11 protein-coding genes are annotated in these 17,154 nt (G+C 74.6%); all 11 read left to right on the forward strand.

Annotation, left to right across the window (positions count from 1 at the left end; translation table 11 throughout):
• The first annotated feature begins 9 nt into the window (after nucleotides 1-9).
• Nucleotides 10-1,755, forward strand: a complete 1,746-nt coding sequence (locus ACZ45Q_RS14020) for an NAD(P)/FAD-dependent oxidoreductase (protein WP_468259703.1) — start codon at nucleotides 10-12, stop codon at nucleotides 1,753-1,755.
• The gene (locus tag ACZ45Q_RS14025; RefSeq protein ID WP_468259705.1) at nucleotides 1,752-2,636 is read left to right on the forward strand and encodes a thioesterase II family protein; all 885 of its coding nucleotides are present in this window, start codon (nucleotides 1,752-1,754) and stop codon (nucleotides 2,634-2,636) included. Before ACZ45Q_RS14020 ends, ACZ45Q_RS14025 begins: the two co-directional genes overlap by 4 nt.
• Nucleotides 2,629-8,244, forward strand: coding sequence for a type I polyketide synthase (locus ACZ45Q_RS14030; RefSeq protein ID WP_468259708.1), 5,616 nt, complete (start codon nucleotides 2,629-2,631; stop codon nucleotides 8,242-8,244). Before ACZ45Q_RS14025 ends, ACZ45Q_RS14030 begins: the two co-directional genes overlap by 8 nt.
• Complete coding sequence (locus tag ACZ45Q_RS14035) at nucleotides 8,228-9,190, forward strand: DUF1702 family protein (protein WP_468259710.1); 963 nt, start codon at nucleotides 8,228-8,230, stop codon at nucleotides 9,188-9,190. The genes ACZ45Q_RS14030 and ACZ45Q_RS14035 overlap by 17 nt, the downstream gene beginning before the upstream one ends.
• Entirely contained in the window at nucleotides 9,187-10,110 is a 924-nt protein-coding gene (locus tag ACZ45Q_RS14040) for a DUF1702 family protein (RefSeq protein ID WP_468259713.1), read from the forward strand. Before ACZ45Q_RS14035 ends, ACZ45Q_RS14040 begins: the two co-directional genes overlap by 4 nt.
• Before the next feature lie 45 nt (nucleotides 10,111-10,155).
• Nucleotides 10,156-11,466 (forward strand): cation:proton antiporter, encoded by a 1,311-nt coding sequence (locus tag ACZ45Q_RS14045; protein ID WP_468259715.1) that lies wholly within the window; start codon nucleotides 10,156-10,158, stop codon nucleotides 11,464-11,466.
• The gene (locus ACZ45Q_RS14050) at nucleotides 11,463-12,458 is read left to right on the forward strand and encodes a DUF1702 family protein (RefSeq protein ID WP_468259718.1); all 996 of its coding nucleotides are present in this window, start codon (nucleotides 11,463-11,465) and stop codon (nucleotides 12,456-12,458) included. The genes ACZ45Q_RS14045 and ACZ45Q_RS14050 overlap by 4 nt, the downstream gene beginning before the upstream one ends.
• Nucleotides 12,455-13,393 (forward strand): DUF1702 family protein, encoded by a 939-nt coding sequence (locus ACZ45Q_RS14055; protein WP_468259720.1) that lies wholly within the window; start codon nucleotides 12,455-12,457, stop codon nucleotides 13,391-13,393. The genes ACZ45Q_RS14050 and ACZ45Q_RS14055 overlap by 4 nt, the downstream gene beginning before the upstream one ends.
• 68 nt (nucleotides 13,394-13,461) lie before the next feature.
• Complete coding sequence (locus ACZ45Q_RS14060) at nucleotides 13,462-14,721, forward strand: NAD(P)/FAD-dependent oxidoreductase (protein WP_468259723.1); 1,260 nt, start codon at nucleotides 13,462-13,464, stop codon at nucleotides 14,719-14,721.
• Nucleotides 14,722-14,735: 14 nt separating this feature from the next.
• Nucleotides 14,736-15,005 (forward strand): 4Fe-4S dicluster domain-containing protein, encoded by a 270-nt coding sequence (locus tag ACZ45Q_RS14065; RefSeq protein WP_468259725.1) that lies wholly within the window; start codon nucleotides 14,736-14,738, stop codon nucleotides 15,003-15,005.
• Between the two features lie 283 nt (nucleotides 15,006-15,288).
• Entirely contained in the window at nucleotides 15,289-17,154 is a 1,866-nt protein-coding gene (locus tag ACZ45Q_RS14070; RefSeq protein ID WP_468259728.1) for a LuxR family transcriptional regulator AbsR2, read from the forward strand.

A 17,154-nucleotide genomic window follows, 5' to 3' on the forward strand; every position in this document is an offset into this window, starting at 1 on the left:
AGGAGCACGATGAACGACAGGACCGTCGCCCCTTCCGCAGCGGACGACACCGTCGACACCGTCGACGTCGCCGTGGTCGGCGGGGGCGCCGCCGGCCTCACCCTGGCGCTGCACCTGCGCGAGCACCGCCCCGGCACCCGGGTCCTGGTGCTGGAGCGCCAGGCGCACCCGGTGCCGGAGGCGACCCACAAGGTCGGCGAGTCCACCGTGGAGATCGCCGGTCACTACCTGCGCCAGGTACTCGGACTCGAACAGCACCTCCGGTCCCAGCAGTTGAACAAGTACGGGCTGCGGGTGTTCTTCTCCAAGGACGGCAACGACGACATCACCCGCCGCGTGGAACTCGGCCACTCCGTCCGCCCCCCGGGCGCCGTCGGCACCTACCAGCTCGACCGGGGCCGGCTGGAGAACGCCCTCGCGCACGAGGTGACCGCCCGCGGCATGCGGTTCCTGTCCGGGGCGAAGGTCGAGGCCGTCGACCTGGTCCCGGGCGACGAGCACCACCGGCTCCGGGTCCGCACCTCCGACGGCACCACCAGGAACGTACGCGCACGGTGGGTGGTGGACGCCACCGGGCGGACCTCCCTGCTCAAACGCCGCCTCGGCCTCGCCAAGAGCGTCGGCCACCGGGCCAACGCCGTGTGGTTCCGGGTCGGCTGCCCCATCGACGTCGACCAGTGGTCCGACGACCCGCAGTGGCACGCCCGGATCGAGGAGGGCCGGCGGGAGCTGTCCACCAACCACCTCATGGGCCCCGGCTACTGGGTCTGGCTGATCAGGCTCGCCTCCGGCTCCACCAGCGTGGGCATCGTCACCGACCCGGACCTGCACCGCTTCGAGGACCTCAACCGCTTCGAGCGCGCCCTGGAATGGCTCGACGCGCACGAGCCGCAGTGCGCGGGCGTCGTCCGGCAGCACCTCGACCGGATCCAGGACTTCCGGGTGATGAAGGACTACGCCTACAGCTGCGAACAGGTCTTCTCCGCGGACCGCTGGTGCCTGGCCGGGGAGGCCGGCGTCTTCCTCGACCCCCTGTACTCCCCGGGGCTGGACCTCATCGCCATCAGCAACGGCCTGATCACCGACCTGATCGCGCACGCCCTCGACGGCGACGACGTCGAGGAACTCGCCGCCATCCACAACCAGGTCTTCCTCCTCGTCGCCGAGGGCTGGCTGAGCATCTACGAGAACCAGTACGCGCTCATGGGCAATGCCCGGGTCATGCTCGCCAAGGTCATCTGGGACACCGCCGTGTACTGGGCGGTCCCCGGGCTGCTGTTCTTCCACGACGCGCTGCGCCGCCTCGGGGACCGGCCCGCCATGGTGACCGGACTGGCCCGGTTCAGCGCGGCGAGCCGGGAGGTGCAGCGCTTCTTCCGGGAGTGGGCCGCGGCCGACGACGACCCGGCCGAGCCGGCCCCCTTCGTCCGCTTCTACGACTTCGACTTCATGAGCCGCCTGCACATCGGCATGACCGCGGGGCTCGGGGAAGCCGAACTCGACACGCAGTTCGCGGCGAACGTCCGGTTCATCGAGCACCTCTCGGGCCAACTGGTGCTGACCGTGCTCGAGGAGTTCGAGGCCGAACCCTTCAACCCGGTCAAGCGCGACCAGGCCCGGCGCTGGCGGGCCGACCAGGCCCTGATGGACCTCGTCGACGTCCACCTGCGGGAACGCGGGACCACGCCGCTCAGCGACCGGTGGATCCGGCTGCGGCCCGCCGGCGAGACCGTCGGCACGGGGGAGGCCCGGTGACCGGCCGGCCGGACGCGGCGGCGCTCCCGCTGAAGCGCGTCGCACGACTGCCCCGGGACCAGCGGACCCGCCTCGTCGAGCACCTGCGCGGCAGGCCGCACGAGGCCCGGCCGACGGGCGAGTGGTTCGTCCGGCACCCGGCCGCCGCACCCCCCGCGCTGCGGCTGTTCTGCTTCCCCTACGCCGGCGGCGGGGCGTCCGCCTTCCGCGGCTGGGGCGCACACCTGCCCGCCGGCGTCGAGGTGACGGCGGTCCAGCCGCCGGGCCGCGAGACCCGGGTGGCCGAAGCCCCGCTACGGCGCCTGGACACCCTGGTGGAGGCACTGTACGAGGCCGTCCTGCCGCGCCTGGACCTGCCGTACGCGTTCTTCGGCCACAGCATGGGCGCCCTCGTCGCCTTCGAACTGACCCGGCGCCTGCGCCGCGCCGGAGCGCCGCTGCCGTCCCGGCTGCTGCTCGGCGCGTTCCGGGCGCCCCAGCTGCCGAACCCGCACATCCGCATCCACCACCTGCCCGACGAAGTGCTCAAGACGGTGCTCCGCAAGGAGGGCACCCCCGCGCAGGTGCTCGACAACGACGAGCTGATGCGGGCCCTGCTGCCCACCCTCCGGGCCGACCTGGAGGTCTGCGACACCTACCGCTACCGGGAGGAGGCCGCGCTGCCCATGCCCCTGTCCGTCTACGGCGGCCACCAGGACGTGCGCGTCGGCCGCGGCGACCTCGGCTCGTGGCGCGCGCAGGCCGGCGGGCCGTTCCGGCTCGTGATGCTCCCGGGCTCGCACTTCTTCCTGCACAGCTCTTTCGACCTGCTGCTGGCCGAGCTCGCCCGCGACCTCGGACCGGCCCTTCGCGCCACGGAAGGGGACAGGCGCCATGACTGACCGGTCACCGGCCGGCGGACCGCCGGAACCCATCGCCATCATCGGAATCGGCTGCCGCCTCCCCGGCGGCGCCACCACGCCCGCCCAGTTCTGGGACCTGCTGTGCGCCGGCGTCGACGCCACCCGCGAACTGCCCCCCGACCGCTGGGAGGCGGGCAAGTTCTACGACCCGGACAGCACCAAGCTCGGCAAGACCGCCACCGTCCGCGGCGGCTTCCTCGACCGCATCGACCAGTTCGACGCCCAGTTCTTCGGGATCTCCCCGCGTGAGGCCGTCTGGCTCGACCCCCAGCAGCGCCTGCTGCTGCACACCGCCTGGGAGGCGCTGGAGGACGGCGGACAGGTCGCCGCCCGGCTGGCCGGCAGCGACACCGGCGTCTTCATGGGCGGCTTCACCCTGGACTACCAGCTGCTCCAGAACTACGGCGTGCACAGCCGCTACGAACTCCAGTCCCACTCCGCCACCGGCATGATGATGACGATGCTGGCCAACCGGCTGTCGTACGCCTTCGACTTCCGGGGGCCGAGCATGGCCGTGGACACCGCCTGCTCGGGGTCGCTGGTCGCGGTCCACCTGGCGGCACGCAGCATCTGGGACGGCGAGTGCTCGCTGGCGCTGGCGGGGGGCGTCAACGTCATGATCGCGCCCAACATGACCATCGCGGAGTCCAAGGGCGGCTTCCTGTCGCCCGACGGCCGCTCCAAGGCCTTCGACGCCTCCGCCGACGGATACGCGCGCGGCGAGGGCGCCGGCGTGGTCCTGCTCAAGCCGCTGTCCCGCGCGCTGGCCGACCGGGACCCGGTCCACGCCCTGATCCGCGGCACCGCCGTCTCCCAGGACGGCCACAGCAACGGGATCACCGTGCCCAACGGCCAGGCGCAGGAGGCCGCGATGCGGGCCGCCTGCGAACGGGCCGGGGTCGCGCCGCGCGACGTCCAGTACGTCGAGGCGCACGGCACCGGCACACCGGTCGGCGACCCCGTCGAGGCGGCCGCCATCGGGCGGGTCTTCTCCGAGGGGCGGCCCGCCGGGGAGCGCCTGGTGATCGGGTCCGTCAAGACCAACATCGGTCACCTGGAGGCCGCCGCGGGGGTCGCCGGGCTGATCAAGACGGCACTCTCCCTCAAGCACCGCCGGATACCCGGCCAGCTGCACCACCGCACGCCCAACCCGGCGATCGACTTCGCCGCCCTCCGGCTCCACGTCCAGACCGAACCGGGCGACTGGCCGCCGGCCGACGGGCCGCGCCTCGCCGGCGTGAATTCGTTCGGCTTCGGCGGCACCAACGCCCACGTGGTCCTCCAGGAACCCCCGGCCGAGCAGCCGCCCGCCCCGCGCACCGACGACCCGCGGCACCGCCTGGTGCCGGTGTCGGCCCGCTCACCGGAAGCGCTGGCCGACACGGCGGCGGCGCTCGCCGGCGCCCTGACGGGCGACGGCGCGCCCGACCTGCGGGATGTCGGCCACACCCGCGCCCTGCGCCGTGACCACCACGAGCACCGGGCCGCCGTGGTCGCGGCCACGGCCGCCGAGGCCGCCGAGAAGCTCGGCGCGTTCGCCGCGGGACGCGCGGTGAAGGGCGTCGCGAGCGGACACGCCCCGGCGGGGGAGCGGCCCAAGGTGGCCTTCGTCTGCTCCGGCATGGGCCCCCAGTGGTGGGCCATGGCCCGCCGGCTGCTGGAGACCGAGCCGGTCTTCCGCGCCGCCGTCGAACGCTGCGACCGCGAACTGGGCGCCTACACCGGGTGGTCCCTGCTCGACGAACTCCTCGCCCGGGAGGAGGACTCCCGGATGGCCGAGACGGAGGTCGCGCAGCCGGCCAACTTCGCCGTCCAGCTGGGCCTGGCCGAACTGTGGCGCTCGTGGGGCGTCACGCCCGACGCCGTCGTCGGCCACAGCACCGGCGAGGTCGCCGCCCAGTACCTGGCGGGCGTCCTCGGCTTCGAGGACGCGGTGAAGGTGAACTACTACCGCAGCAGCCTCCAGCAACGCGCGACCGGCACCGGCCGGATGCTCGCCGTGGGGCTGACCCCGCAGACCCTGGACCGGGCCGTGGCGGACGCCGGTCCCGGGGTCTCGGTGGCCGCCGTGAACAGCCCGGCCTCCGTGACCCTGGCCGGTGACGCGCGGATCCTTCAGGACATGGCGGCCCAGCTGGAGACCTTCGGGGTCTTCCACCGCTTCCTGTCCGTCAAGGTCCCCTACCACAGCCACTTCATGGACCCGCTGCGCGAGGACCTCCAGAAGGGGCTGGCCGACCTCCGCCCGGCCACCGCCGCCCTCCCCCTGTACTCGACGGTGACCGGGACCCGTATCGACGGCCGCGGCGCCGACGCCCACTACTGGTGGCAGAACGTGCGCGCGACCGTACTGTTCGCCGCCGCCTTCCGGCAGATGGTCGCCGACGGCTACACCCACTTCGTGGAGCTGGGCCCGCACCCGGTGCTCGCCGGCCCCATGCGGGAACTGCTGGCGGAGCAGCAGCAGAACGGGCTCGTCCTGCCCTCGCTGCGCCGCGACGAACCCGACGACGCCGTGCTCCTCGGGTCCCTCGGGGCCCTCTACAGCCACGGCCACGACATCGACTGGCGGGCGCTGCACGGCGACGACGGCCGCCCGGTGCCGCTGCCCGCCTACCCCTGGCAGCTCAAGAGCTACTGGAACGAGTCGGCGGAGGCCCGCGAGGACCGCCACTACGACGAGGCGCACCCGCTGCTCGGGCAGCGCGTGAACGCCACCCACCCCACCTGGGAGCGCGAACTCAACCCCGGGCGGCTTCCGTTCCTCGCCGATCACCGGGTGAAGGGAAGCACCGTGTTCCCCGGTGCCGCCTACGTCGAACTGGCCCTGGCGGCGGCGCACGAGACGTGGGGCGACGGCGACTACAGCGTCGAGGACGTCGAACTGCGCAAGGCCCTCGTCCTCCCGGACACCTGCGACCCGCGGCTGCGCACCACCCTGCACCGCGAGACCGGCCGGGTCGAGATCGCCGCGTTCACGGCGTCGCCCGGCGGCGACCGCACCTGGACGCTGCACGCGACCGCCCGGCTCGGCCGCCGCCCGGCGACGCGCACCCGCGACCTCGACGGCGCCCGGGCCGGCTGCGAACACCACCTGAGCCGCGAGGAGTTCTATGCGCGGGTCGAGCGGATGGGCTTCCAGTACGGGCCCGCCTTCCGCGCCGTCCAGGAGGTCTCCACCGCCCCCGGCCGCGCGGTCGGGCGGATCACCGTCCCCGAGCCCCTCCGGGACGAACTCGCCGCCCACCGGTTCCACCCCGGCCTCGTCGACGCGGCGTTCCAGGTGCTGCTGGCGTCGGCCGCGCCGGGGGAGACCGACGGCGCCGCGCCGGGTGGCCCCTGGCTGCCGGTGGCCATCGACAGCGTGACCGTCCTCGGCCCCCCGGCGCGGGAGATGTTCGTGCTGGCCGAGGCCGGCGACGCCGACACGGCGTCCCTCGTCAGCGACGTCGCCCTGTGCGACGCCGACGGCACCGTCCTCGCCGAGATCCGCGGGTTCCGGGCGCAGTCGCTGGACACCGCGGCCGGCCTGACCCCCGAACGCATCGACCAGGGGCTGTACGAGCTCCGGTGGCGTCCCGCGCCCCGCGAGGACGACGGGCAGGAGCGGACCGCACCGGCCCCGGACGGCGCCTGGGTGGTGTTCGCCGGCGACAACGGGGTCGGCACCGAGGCCGCCCGTCTGCTGAGCGCGCACGGACGCCCGGTGGTCACGGTCTGCCACGGCCCGGTGGCCGAGCCCGTCGAACGCCCGGACGGCCGCTTCGTGCTCGACCCGACGCGGGCGGAGCACTACGCGTGGCTGGTGCGCCGGCTCGCGCCGGACAGCAGGATCGGCGCGGTGGTGCACCTGTGGAGCCTCGACGCGCCGTTCACCGAGGACGGTCCGGTCACGGCGCTCCAGGACGGCCAGGACCTGGGCGCCCTGTCGGTCCTGCACCTGATGCAGGCCCTCTCCGCCGGCGTCACCCAGGCCCTGCCGCGGGTCTGGCTGGTCACCCGCGGCGCACAGGCCGTCGGCGACCGGGCGCGGCCCCTCGCGCTGCCGCAGTCCCCGATGTGGGGCATCGGCCGGGTGATCGGCCACCAGGAGTTCACCGGCATGTGGGGCGGCATCGTGGACCTCGACACCGGGCCGGACGCGCAGGAGGCGTGCCGCCTCGTCGAGGAGATCACCGCGCCGCACGGCGAGGACCAGGTCGCCTTCCGCGACGGACGGCGCCATGTCGCGCGCCTGGTCCGCTGCGACACGCTCGGCCCGCCCTTCCCGACGGCCCTGCGGCCCGACGCCACCTACCTGGTCACCGGCGGGTCCGGCGCCCTCGGCAGGCTCGTCGCCCGGTTCCTCGCCGACCGCGGCGCACGCCACCTGGCCCTGCTGAGCCGCACGCCCGTGCCCCCGCGGGGGGACTGGCACACGCTGCCCGCCGATCACCCCCAGCGCGACCTGGTCGACGACCTGCTCCTGCTGGAGCACCGCGGGGTGCGCGTCCACTGCGCCGCCGTCGACGCCGCCGACGAGGAGGGCCTGCGCGCCTGGTCCGCCGAACACCGGCGGCTGCGCCGGCCCCCCGTCGCGGGCGTGGTGCACGCCGCCGGAGTCGTCGAGGACGAGCTGACGGCACGGATGAGCCGGGACACCTTCCAGCGCGTCCTGCGGCCCAAACTGCACGGCGGCTGGCTGCTGCACCGGCTGTTCGCCGACACCCCGCTGGAGTTCTTCGTCCTGTTCGGCTCGGTCGGATCCGTCGTCGCCTCGGCCGGGCAGGCCAACTACGCCGCGGCCAACGCCTTCCTCGACGCCCTCGCCCACCACCGGCGCTCCCTCGGCCTGCCCGCCCTCAGCATCGGGTGGGGCCCCTGGTCGGTCGGCATGGTCGAGAAGCTCGGCCTGGAGCAGCTGTACGCCCGGCGCGGCATCGAGCTGATCACTCCCGAGGCCGGCGACCGCATCCTCGGCCGGCTGCTCGGCCGGCACCCGGCGCACGTGCTGGCGATCACCGCCGACTGGGCGACCGCCCGGGCGACGTCCGTGTCCGGGCAGCTTGCGCCGATGTACGCCGAACTCGACGCCGAACCGGACGGCACCACGGACGGCCGGGAGCCGACGGCCTCCGCCGACGCCGTGCTCGACGCCCTGCGGCGCACGCCGGAGCCGGACCGGCCGGCCGCGCTCGCCGCGCACCTGCACGACATCGCCGCGCTCGTCCTCAAGCTCGATCCGGGCGAGTTCGGCGACGACGAGAACCTCAGCAACCTGGGCATCGACTCGCTGATGGCCGTCGAGGTCAAGCACCGCGTCGAGGCGACCCTGCGCGCCGAGGTCTCCGTCCTCGACCTGCTCCAGGGCGTCAGCGTCCACGCGCTCGCCGGCCGGCTCCTGCCCCTCCTGGACCTGGAGGAGCCCGAGGGACGGACGGACCCCGGCACCGAGGCCGGCGACGAGGAACCGGGCGAGGCGGACGAACTCGCCGCCCTGCTCGCCCACGTACCGCCCGAGGAACTGGAGCGGCTCCTGGACGAGCTGGAGAAGGACCAGCCCACCGAGGACCCCACGGGAGCGGTGAACCATGACCCTGTCGCCTAGCAGACTGCGCCGCGCCGTGATGGGCGTCCCCGACGCGGAGGCCACCGCCTTCAGCCGGGGCGACACCCCGACGTGGCGGCACCTGGAGACCGCCGTGCGCGCCGCGGTCGGCGGATACCACGCCGTCCTCGACGGCAGCCGCCTGGAGGACCTGGTCCCCCGACTGGACCGGACACCGCTGGAACTGCGGGGCTACGCCTACGAAGGCGCCGCCATGGGGCTGACCGGCCTGGACTGCTTCCTGCCCGGAAGGTCCCGGCTGGCGGCCTACCTCTCCGGACCCGGCCGCCCGCACCTGTACATGGCGCACATCGGCGCCGGCGAGGCGCTGGCCCGGCTGCGCCGCAGGCCGGAGCCCTTCCTGCGGCGCATGAGCGATCCCGCGCTGCGGTGGCTGGTGATGGACGGCTACGGCTTCCACGAGGGCTTCTTCAAACCGGGCCGCTTCGTCGACCGGCAGCAGGTGCCCGCCCGCCTGTCGCCCTTCGCCCGGCGCGTCTTCGACCAGGGCGTCGGCCGCAGCATCTGGTTCACCTCGGGGGCCGAGCCCACCTCGATCGCCCGCACCGTCGCGGCGTTCCCGGCGCACCGGCACCCCGACCTCTGGCTGGGCGTCGGCGTGGCCTGCGGCTACGTCGGCGGCGTCGACCGGTCCGCCGTCGAGGCCCTGCGCACGGCGGCCGGCCGGCACGCGGCACGGATGGCGGTCGGGACGGCGTTCGTGGCCAAGGGCCGCATCAGGGCCGGCAATCCCGTGCCCGGCACCGCCCTGGCCTGCGAGGTGCTCTGCGGCATCTCCGAGAAGGAGGCCGCGCACCACGTCGACCGGGCCTTCCAGGACCTGCCCGACAGCCCCTCCGCGCCCGCCTACGACACCCTCCAGAACCGCCTGGAGGCCGCGCTCGCCGCCGCCGCGCCCTCCACGACAACGGGAGGCGCCCCATGACCGTGCTGGGGGCCGTGATGCGGCCGCTGTTCGAGGTCGCCCCGGCGGATCTGCCGGCCGCGGCGACGGACACCGGCGCCACCGCGGAACGACTGAGCAAAGTGGTGTACACGGTGACGGAATGCTGCCAGACCACGCTGCTCGACCGGCGGGAGCCGGCGCTGCTGCGCAAGCTCGACGCCTACCCCGAGGAACTGCGCGGGTTCGCCTACGAGGGGGCGGGCGTCGCACTCGCCGCCCTGGACCAGCTGCTGCCGTGGGGACGGCGCACCCGCCGTTTCGTGGACGGGGCCGCACGCCCGTACGTCTTCGCCGTCTACCTCGGCGCGGGCATGGGACTGGCCCGGCTGCGCCGCAACCCCGAACCCTTCCGCCGCAGGCTCGGGGACGACGTGTTCAACTGGGCGGTCCTGGACGGCTACGGCTTCCACGAGGGCTTCTTCGCGCACCGCCGGCACGTCCAGGAGCGCGCCGTTCCCCGCCACCTCAGCGGCTATGCGCTGTGCGCCTTCGACCACGGCCTGGGACGCAGCATCTGGTTCGCCACGGGCGCCGACGTCCAGCGGGTCGTGGCGACCATCGAGGCGTTCCCCGCGGACCGCCGCGGCGACCTGTGGGCCGGGGTCGGCCTGGCGTGCGGCTACACCGGAGGCGTCGACCGGCCGACGGTCGAGCGGCTGCGCGCCCGCGCCGGAGCCCACCGGGCGCGGCTCGCCGAGGGGGTGGTCGTCGCGGCCAGGGCCCGGCACCAGGTCGGCAACGAGGCCGAGCACAACGAGATCGCCTGCCGGGTGATCTGCGGAATCGACAGCCGCGAGGCGGCGGACCTCGCCGCCGCCGCCCTGACCGGCCTGCCGGCCGACGGGGTCGAACCGGCCTACGAGATCTGGCGCGAGCGCATCCGCCGCCCGTTCGCCTGACCACCCTCCCCGACCACCGGTCGATCCGCTCGACGAGGGGGAAACGTGTCCCATTCCGAAATCGCCATCCAGTTCTTCCTGCAACTGGCCGCCATCCTCGCCGCCTGCCGCCTGGTCGGCCTGCTCGTCCGCAGGATCGGGCAGCCGCAGGTCGTGGGGGAGATGATCGCCGGCGTGCTGCTGGGCCCCTCGCTGCTGGGGCTGCTGTGGCCCGACTGGCAGGAGAAGCTGTTCCCGGCCGGGCCGTCGATGTCCATGATCTACGTGGTCAGCCAGGTCGGACTGGCGCTGTACATGTTCCTGGTGGGCCTGGAGTTCGACACCGGGCTGATCCGTCACCGGCTCCCCAGCGCCGTCTCCATCTCGCTGTCCGGGGTCCTCGCACCGCTCGTCCTGGGCGCACTGACCGCCTGGCTGCTCGTGCAGCAGGACGGCACGTTCTTCACCGAGGGCGTCGAGACCTGGCAGGCCATGCTGTTCCTCGGCTCGGCCATCGCCATCACCGCCTTCCCCATGCTCGCCCGCATCATCTTCGAGCGGCGGCTGGCCGGGACGTCGCTGGGCACCCTGGCGCTGGCGGCCGGGGCCACCGACGACGCCATCTCCTGGTGCCTGCTCGCCGTCGTCCTCGCCGTCTTCAAGAACGACATGCAGATCGCCCTGCTGGCCATCGGCGGCGGCATCGCCTACGCCGTCGTGGTCCTCACCGCGGGCAGGCGGGTACTGAGCCGGCTGGGAGACAGGGCCGAGCGGGAGGGCGGCGTCAGCTCGCCCGTCATGGCGCTGGTGCTGATGCTGCTGATGCTGGCCGCCTGGTTCACCGACCACGTCGGCATCTACGCGGTCTTCGGTGCCTTCATCCTCGGCGCCGCGATGCCGCGCGGTGTCTTCGCCGACCGCATCCGCCAGGCCTTCGAACCGCTCACCACCCATCTGCTGCTGCCGCTGTTCTTCGTCTTCTCCGGTCTGAACACCCAGATCGGCCTGGTCAACTCCCTGTACCTGTGGGGCGTGGCGCTGCTCGTGCTCGTGGTCTCCGTCCTCGGCAAGGGCGTCGCCTGCTGGTTCGCCGCCCGGCTCAACAAGGAACCCCAGCGCGAGGCGCTGGCACTGGGCAGCCTGATGAACGCCCGCGGCCTGATGGAACTGATCCTGCTCAACATCGGACTCCAGGCCGGCCTGATCACCCCGACCCTGTTCACGATCCTGGTGTTCATGGCCATCGCGACGACGCTCATGGCCACACCGCTGTTCGAGTTCGTCTACGGCCGGTTCCGCCCCCGGCCGGCCCCGACGGCCCCGGCCCCCGAAGGTCCCGCCCAAGAACTCGCCGAGCTGCCGGGAGGCGGACGATGAGCCTGCCCCTCGGAACCCTGCTCAAGCCGGTCTTCCCGCTGTCCGCGGACTCCTTCCCCGAGATGGCCGCCGAACGCTTCGGCGCGCAGGAGGACATGGAGGCGACCTGGCTCACCTTCGAACCGGTCGCCCGCACCCTCGTCGACAGCTTCTACCTGACGCTGGACCACCCCCGCCACGACGAACTGGTCCCACGGCTGGACGCCGTGCCGCCCGCTCTGCGCGGCATCGCCTACGAGGGCGCCGGCATGGGGCTGATGCTGCTCGACAGCCTCTTCCCGTACCGCAGGCGGCTGCCCGCGTTCCTCCACGGACCCGGCGCGCCCTACCGGTGCCTGATCCACATCGGGGCCGGACTCGTCCTGCCCCGTGTCCCCGTCGACCCGCGCCGGTTCCTCGCCCGCCAGGACCCCGTGCTGCGCTGGCTGGTGATGGACGGCTACGGCTTCTACGAGGGCTTCTTCACCTGGCGGGAGACCGTCGAACGGCACCGCACACCGCGCGGGATCCGCGGCTACGCGGCACGCGCCTTCGACCAGGGGGTGGGCCGCAGCCTGTGGTTCTCCACCGGCGCCGACGTCGAGCGCATCATCGGCACCATCCGCGCCTTCCCCCTCGCCCGGCAGGGCGACCTGTGGAGCGGCATAGGCCTGGCCTGCGCCTACGCCGCCGGGGTGATGGACCGGGGTGCCGTCGCCACACTGCTCGAAGCCGCCGGCCGGCACCGCGCCGACCTCGCCACCGGCACCGCCGTCGCCTCGGTCTTCCGCGAGCAGTCGGGCCTGCCCGCGCCGCACACGGACCTCGCCTGCGACGTGGTGTGGGGCAGCGCGGGCAGCGACGTCGCCGCGATCGCCCACGACGCCGGCCGCGGCCTCGCCGGGACGGGCACCGGCCCCGCCTACGAACGGTGGCGGCTGCGGATCCGCGCCGCCTGGCTCGACACCGGGGCGGCCCCCCTCACCACGGCAGCGAAGGAGACCCGGGCATGACCACCGCCGGAGCCGTCCGCAGGCGGCTGTTCGGAATCCCGTCCGCCGAGGCCGTCTTCTCCCGGCCCGGCTTCGCCCCCGAGGCCTGGCAGCGGTTCGCCCCGGTGGCCCGCTCGCTCATGGAGGGCTACCACGCCACCCTGGAGGACCCCCGGCTCCCGGTGCTCGCCGCCCGCCTCGACGCCGTGGAACCGGCGCTGCGCGGGTTCGCCTACGAAGGCGCGGGGATGGGCCTGGCGGCGCTGGACGCCGTCACGCCCGGCGGCCGCCGGCTCGACGCCTTCGTCGCCGGGCCCGGCGCACCGCACATCTACCCCGTCTACGTCGGCGTCGGCCTGGCCTACGCACGGCTGCGGCGGACGCCGGAGAGCCGGCTCGCCCGCCTGGACCCGCTGCTGGGCTGGATCACCGCCGACGGCTACGGGTTCCACGAGGCCTTCTTCAAACGCCGGCGCCACGTCGAGCGGCACGCCGTACCGGCCCGGCTGTCCGACACCGGCCGCCGGTTCTTCGACCAGGGCGTGGGCCGGGCCCTGTGGTTCTCGGGCGGTGCGGTCGCCGACCGCGTCGCGGGTCTCGTCACCGGCTTCCCGCCCGGCCGCCACGCGGACCTGTGGAGCGGCGTGGGCCTGGCATCGGCCTACGGCGGCGGCACCGACGAGGCCGGACTGCGCACGGTGCGGGACCTGGCCGGGGTGCACCGCCCCCGGCTGGCCCGCGGCGCGGCCATCGCCGCCTGGGGACGCCGGGCCGCGGGCAACCCGACCGCCCACACCGGCCTGGCCTGCCGGGTCTTCTGCGGCCAGGACGCCGAGGAGGCCGCCGCGGTCGTCGAGGAGGCGGCCCGCGACCTGCCCCTGATCAGCGTCGAACCGGCCTGCGAGCTGTGGCGCAGGCGCATCGAGGAACGGTTCACCGCCCGCGCGGCCACCTGAGCCGCCGGGCCGCAGCACCCCGAGGAACGGAGCGACCCGAACGACCCGCCGAGGAAAGGGAACAGGCCGTGTACGACGCCATCGTGATCGGTGCCCGCGTGTCCGGCGCACCCACCGCCATGCTGCTCGCCAGAAAGGGACACCGGGTACTCCTGCTGGACCGCGCCACGTTCCCCAGCGACACGGTCTCCACCCACATGATCACGGTGGAGGGCAGCGCCCAGCTCAGGCGCTGGGGCCTGCTGGGCCAGATCGAGGCCTCCGGATGCCCCGCCGTGACCAACATCGTGCTCGACCTCTGCTTCGACCGGTACGGGCACTTCACCCTGGAGGGCTTCCCGTACCCGGACGACGACGGCTTCGCCGCCATCTACGCCCCCAAGCGCACGGTCCTCGACAAGATCCTGGTGGACGCGGCCGCCGCGGCCGGCGCCGTCGTCCGCGAGGGCTTCTCGGTCCAGGAGGTGCTCACCGAGAACGGCCGGGTGGTCGGCGTGCGCGGGCGGGGCGCCAGCGGCATCACCGTCACCGAGCGGGCCCGCATGGTCGTCGGCGCGGACGGCCTGCGCTCCGTCGTCGCGCGGACCGTCGGGGCACCCGAGTACCACGTCGTACCGCCCAAGGCGTTCGGCTACTACACCTACTGGGACGGCGTACCCCTCAAGGGCCTGGAGTTCTACACCCGCCCCGGCAGCACCGTCATCGCCTTCCCCACCCACGACGACCAGGCCGCCGTCTTCGTCGAACGGCCCGAGCGGGACTTCGCCGACTTCAAGGCCGACGTCCAGGCCGGGTACCGCAAGACGGTCGACGACATCGCTCCCGACCTGGGAGCGCGCCTGGCGGACGGACGCCTCGCCCACCGGTTCATGGGCGCGGGCAACCGCCCGAATTTCTTCCGCAGGCCCTTCGGACCCGGCTGGGCGCTGGTCGGCGACGCCGGTGTCCACAAGGACCCCATCACCGCCCAGGGCATCACCGACGCCTTCCGGGACGCCGAACTCCTCGCGCGCGCCCTCGACGCCGGGTTCAGCGGGCGGATGCCGGTCGAAACGGCGCTGCGCGGCTACGAGTACCGGCGCAACGAGGCGCTCAAGCCGCTGTACGACTTCATCGTGGACCACGCCGCGATGGAACCGTTCGACCCCGCGTTCCAGGACGTGCTCGCCGCGATGCGGGGCGACCAGGACGCCGTCAACCGGTTCTTCGGGGTGATCCAGAACACCGTGCCCTGGGAGGAGTTCTTCTCCCCGAGGAACCTGTCCGCCCTCATGGGCCTCACCGACCCCGACCTGCCCGCCGAGCCCGAACTCGCCGACGCGCGCTGAGCCAGGAGAGATCCATGACCTACGTCATCACCGACGCCTGCGCCGGCCGGAAGGACACCGCCTGCTGGGAGGCGTGCCCCGCCGACGCCATCCACCCCGGCCCGGACGAGGAGGCCTTCGGCACCCACGTCCAGCTCTACATCGACCCCACCGAGTGCATCGACTGCAGCGCCTGCGAACCGGTCTGCCCGGTGGAGGCGATCTACCCCGAGGAGGACGTGCCGGAGGAGTCGCGGGACTCGGTCGCCGCGAACCGCGACTTCTTCGCGGCCCGCACGGCCTGAGCGCCGGGGCCCGGGCCGCGAAGGGCCGGCCCCGGCGTCCGCCGACCCCCGTCCGGCGGACGCCGGCGGCGCCGGGGCGCCGCCCTCCCCCGAAGGCGGCGCTCCCGGCGACCGTCCCCCGGCGCCGGACTGTGGTTTGTCGGCCCCGCGGGCCGTCCGCGGCGCGAGCGGGCAGCGTCGGGCCGTCAGGGGACCAGGGTGCCCTCCGCACGGGTGCGGCACCTGAGTCGAGGGCTGCTCAACCGCGCGTGTATCAGATGTGAGTAGGCGGGCTCTTGTTGGCGTGACGACTTTCGCGACGCGCGCACCCGGCCGGGACGACCGGGAGACGGCCACCGCACCGCCGCCCTGGCCGTTCACCGGACGCGAGGAGGAACTGCGGGCGGTCCGCGGGTCCGTGGCCGCCGGACGGCCCGGCCTGGTGGTGACCGCACCGGCGGGCCACGGCAAGACCCGGCTCGTCACCGAGGCCCTCCGCGGCACCGACCACGCCCTGGCGGCCGGGACGCCCGGAGCCCGGCACCTCCCCTTCGGCGCCTTCGCGCACCTGCTGCCCGAGCCGGCCACCCTGCACCGTGCCGTCCGGCTGCTGTCCGGCGTGCGGCTGCTGGTGGTGGACGACGCGCACCTGCTCGACGACGCCTCCGCCGCCCTGCTCCACCAGCTCGCCGTGCACGGCCGCACCCGGCTGCTGGTCGTCGCCGCCGACGGCGAGCCCGCACCCGACGCGGTCACCCGGCTGTGGGGCGGCGAACTGCTGCCGCGTCTCGCCCTGGAGCCGCTGTCCCGCGCCGAGACCGCCGAGTTGCTCGCCTCCCGGGCCGGCGGCCGGCCGGACCCGTTCACCGCCGACCGGCTGCACCGCCTGTGCCAGGGCGACCTGCGGCTGCTGCGCGACCTCGTGTCCGCGGCCGGGCCGGCCCCGGACACCGCAGCCCCGTGGGCGTTGCGGGGGCCGGTGCCCGTCACGGCGGCCGTACGGCACCGCACCGCGCACCTCCTGGACCGCGCCCGCCCCGAGGAACGCGCGACGCTGGAACTCCTCGCCTTCGCCGAGCCGTTGCCGCTGCCCACGGACGACGTCGACGCCCGTACGCTGAAGGACCTGGAGGCGCTGGAGGCCGAGGGCCTGGTCCACGTCGACGACCAGGGCGCCGCCCGCCTCGCCCACCCCCTGCACGGACCCGTGCTGCGGGCCCGGGCCGGCCGGCTGCGCGCCCGGCGCCTGAGCCGTACCGCGCCCGGCCGGTGCGACGCCGCGCTCGCGGCCGAGCGGACCGCCCTCCTCGACCGCCTGGAGCGGGACGACGTACGGCCCGCCGAGGCGCCCGTGGGGGAGTGGCTGGTGGCGGAGGGCCTGCCCGTGCCCGCCGGGTACGCGGCGGTGCGCGCCCGCTGCGCCCGCCTCCGCGGCGAGCTGCGCCTGGCCGCGGCCTGGGCCCGCGAGGGCCTGCGCGCCGCTCCCGGGGACCGCACCTGCCGCTCCGAACTGGCCCTGGCGACCGCCCAGTCGGGCACCCCGCCGACCACCCGGCACGAGGACGCCGAGTGCCCGGCCGGCGTGCGGGGCACCGAGGCGGCCCTGACCGGGACGGCGCTCGTCTGGGTCGCCGCCGCGCGCGGCGACCTCGACGCGGCCCTGGCCGCCGTGACCGACGAGGACGCCTACGAGGCCGTCCGGCTCGGCGCCCCCGGCCGCGCCGCCCACCGGCTGACCGGCGTCTTCGCCGCCCACGCCGACGCCCTCGCCCGCGGCGACGGACCCGGCCTCGACCGGGCGGCCGAAGAGCTGCGGCGGCGCGGATACCTGCTGTTCGCGGCCGAGGCCCACGCCCAGGCCGCCCGCGTCCACCGCGATCCGGGCGCCGCCCGCACCTCCCGCGCCCGCGCCGTGTCCCTGGCCCGGCGCTGCGACGACGCGCGCACGCCGGCACTGTCCGGCCTGGCGCTCGGCGAACTCACCGCCCGCCAGCGCCAGATCGTCACCCTCGCCGCCGGCGGCCTGACCAACCGGCAGATCGCCGAGCGGCTGACCCTGTCGGTGCGGACCGTCGGCAACCACCTCCACAGCGCCTACACCCGCCTCGGCTCGGGCGACCGCACGGCCCTGAGCCGCCTGCTGGACCTGCCCGAGCCCCGGCCCGCCTGA

It is taken from the genome of Streptomyces sp. NPDC031049, assembly GCF_055571015.1.

Excerpts from the sequence above, each read along its gene's own strand:
- ACZ45Q_RS14020 (WP_468259703.1), top strand. The coding sequence starts at position 10 with ATGAACGACAGGACCGTCGCCCCTTCCGCAGCGGACGACACCGTCGAC.
- ACZ45Q_RS14030 (WP_468259708.1), top strand. The coding sequence starts at position 2,629 with ATGACTGACCGGTCACCGGCCGGCGGACCGCCGGAACCCATCGCCATC.
- ACZ45Q_RS14035 (WP_468259710.1), top strand. The coding sequence starts at position 8,228 with ATGACCCTGTCGCCTAGCAGACTGCGCCGCGCCGTGATGGGCGTCCCC.
- ACZ45Q_RS14040 (WP_468259713.1), top strand. The coding sequence starts at position 9,187 with ATGACCGTGCTGGGGGCCGTGATGCGGCCGCTGTTCGAGGTCGCCCCG.
- ACZ45Q_RS14050 (WP_468259718.1), top strand. The coding sequence starts at position 11,463 with ATGAGCCTGCCCCTCGGAACCCTGCTCAAGCCGGTCTTCCCGCTGTCC.
- ACZ45Q_RS14055 (WP_468259720.1), top strand. The coding sequence starts at position 12,455 with ATGACCACCGCCGGAGCCGTCCGCAGGCGGCTGTTCGGAATCCCGTCC.
- ACZ45Q_RS14065 (WP_468259725.1), top strand. The coding sequence starts at position 14,736 with ATGACCTACGTCATCACCGACGCCTGCGCCGGCCGGAAGGACACCGCC.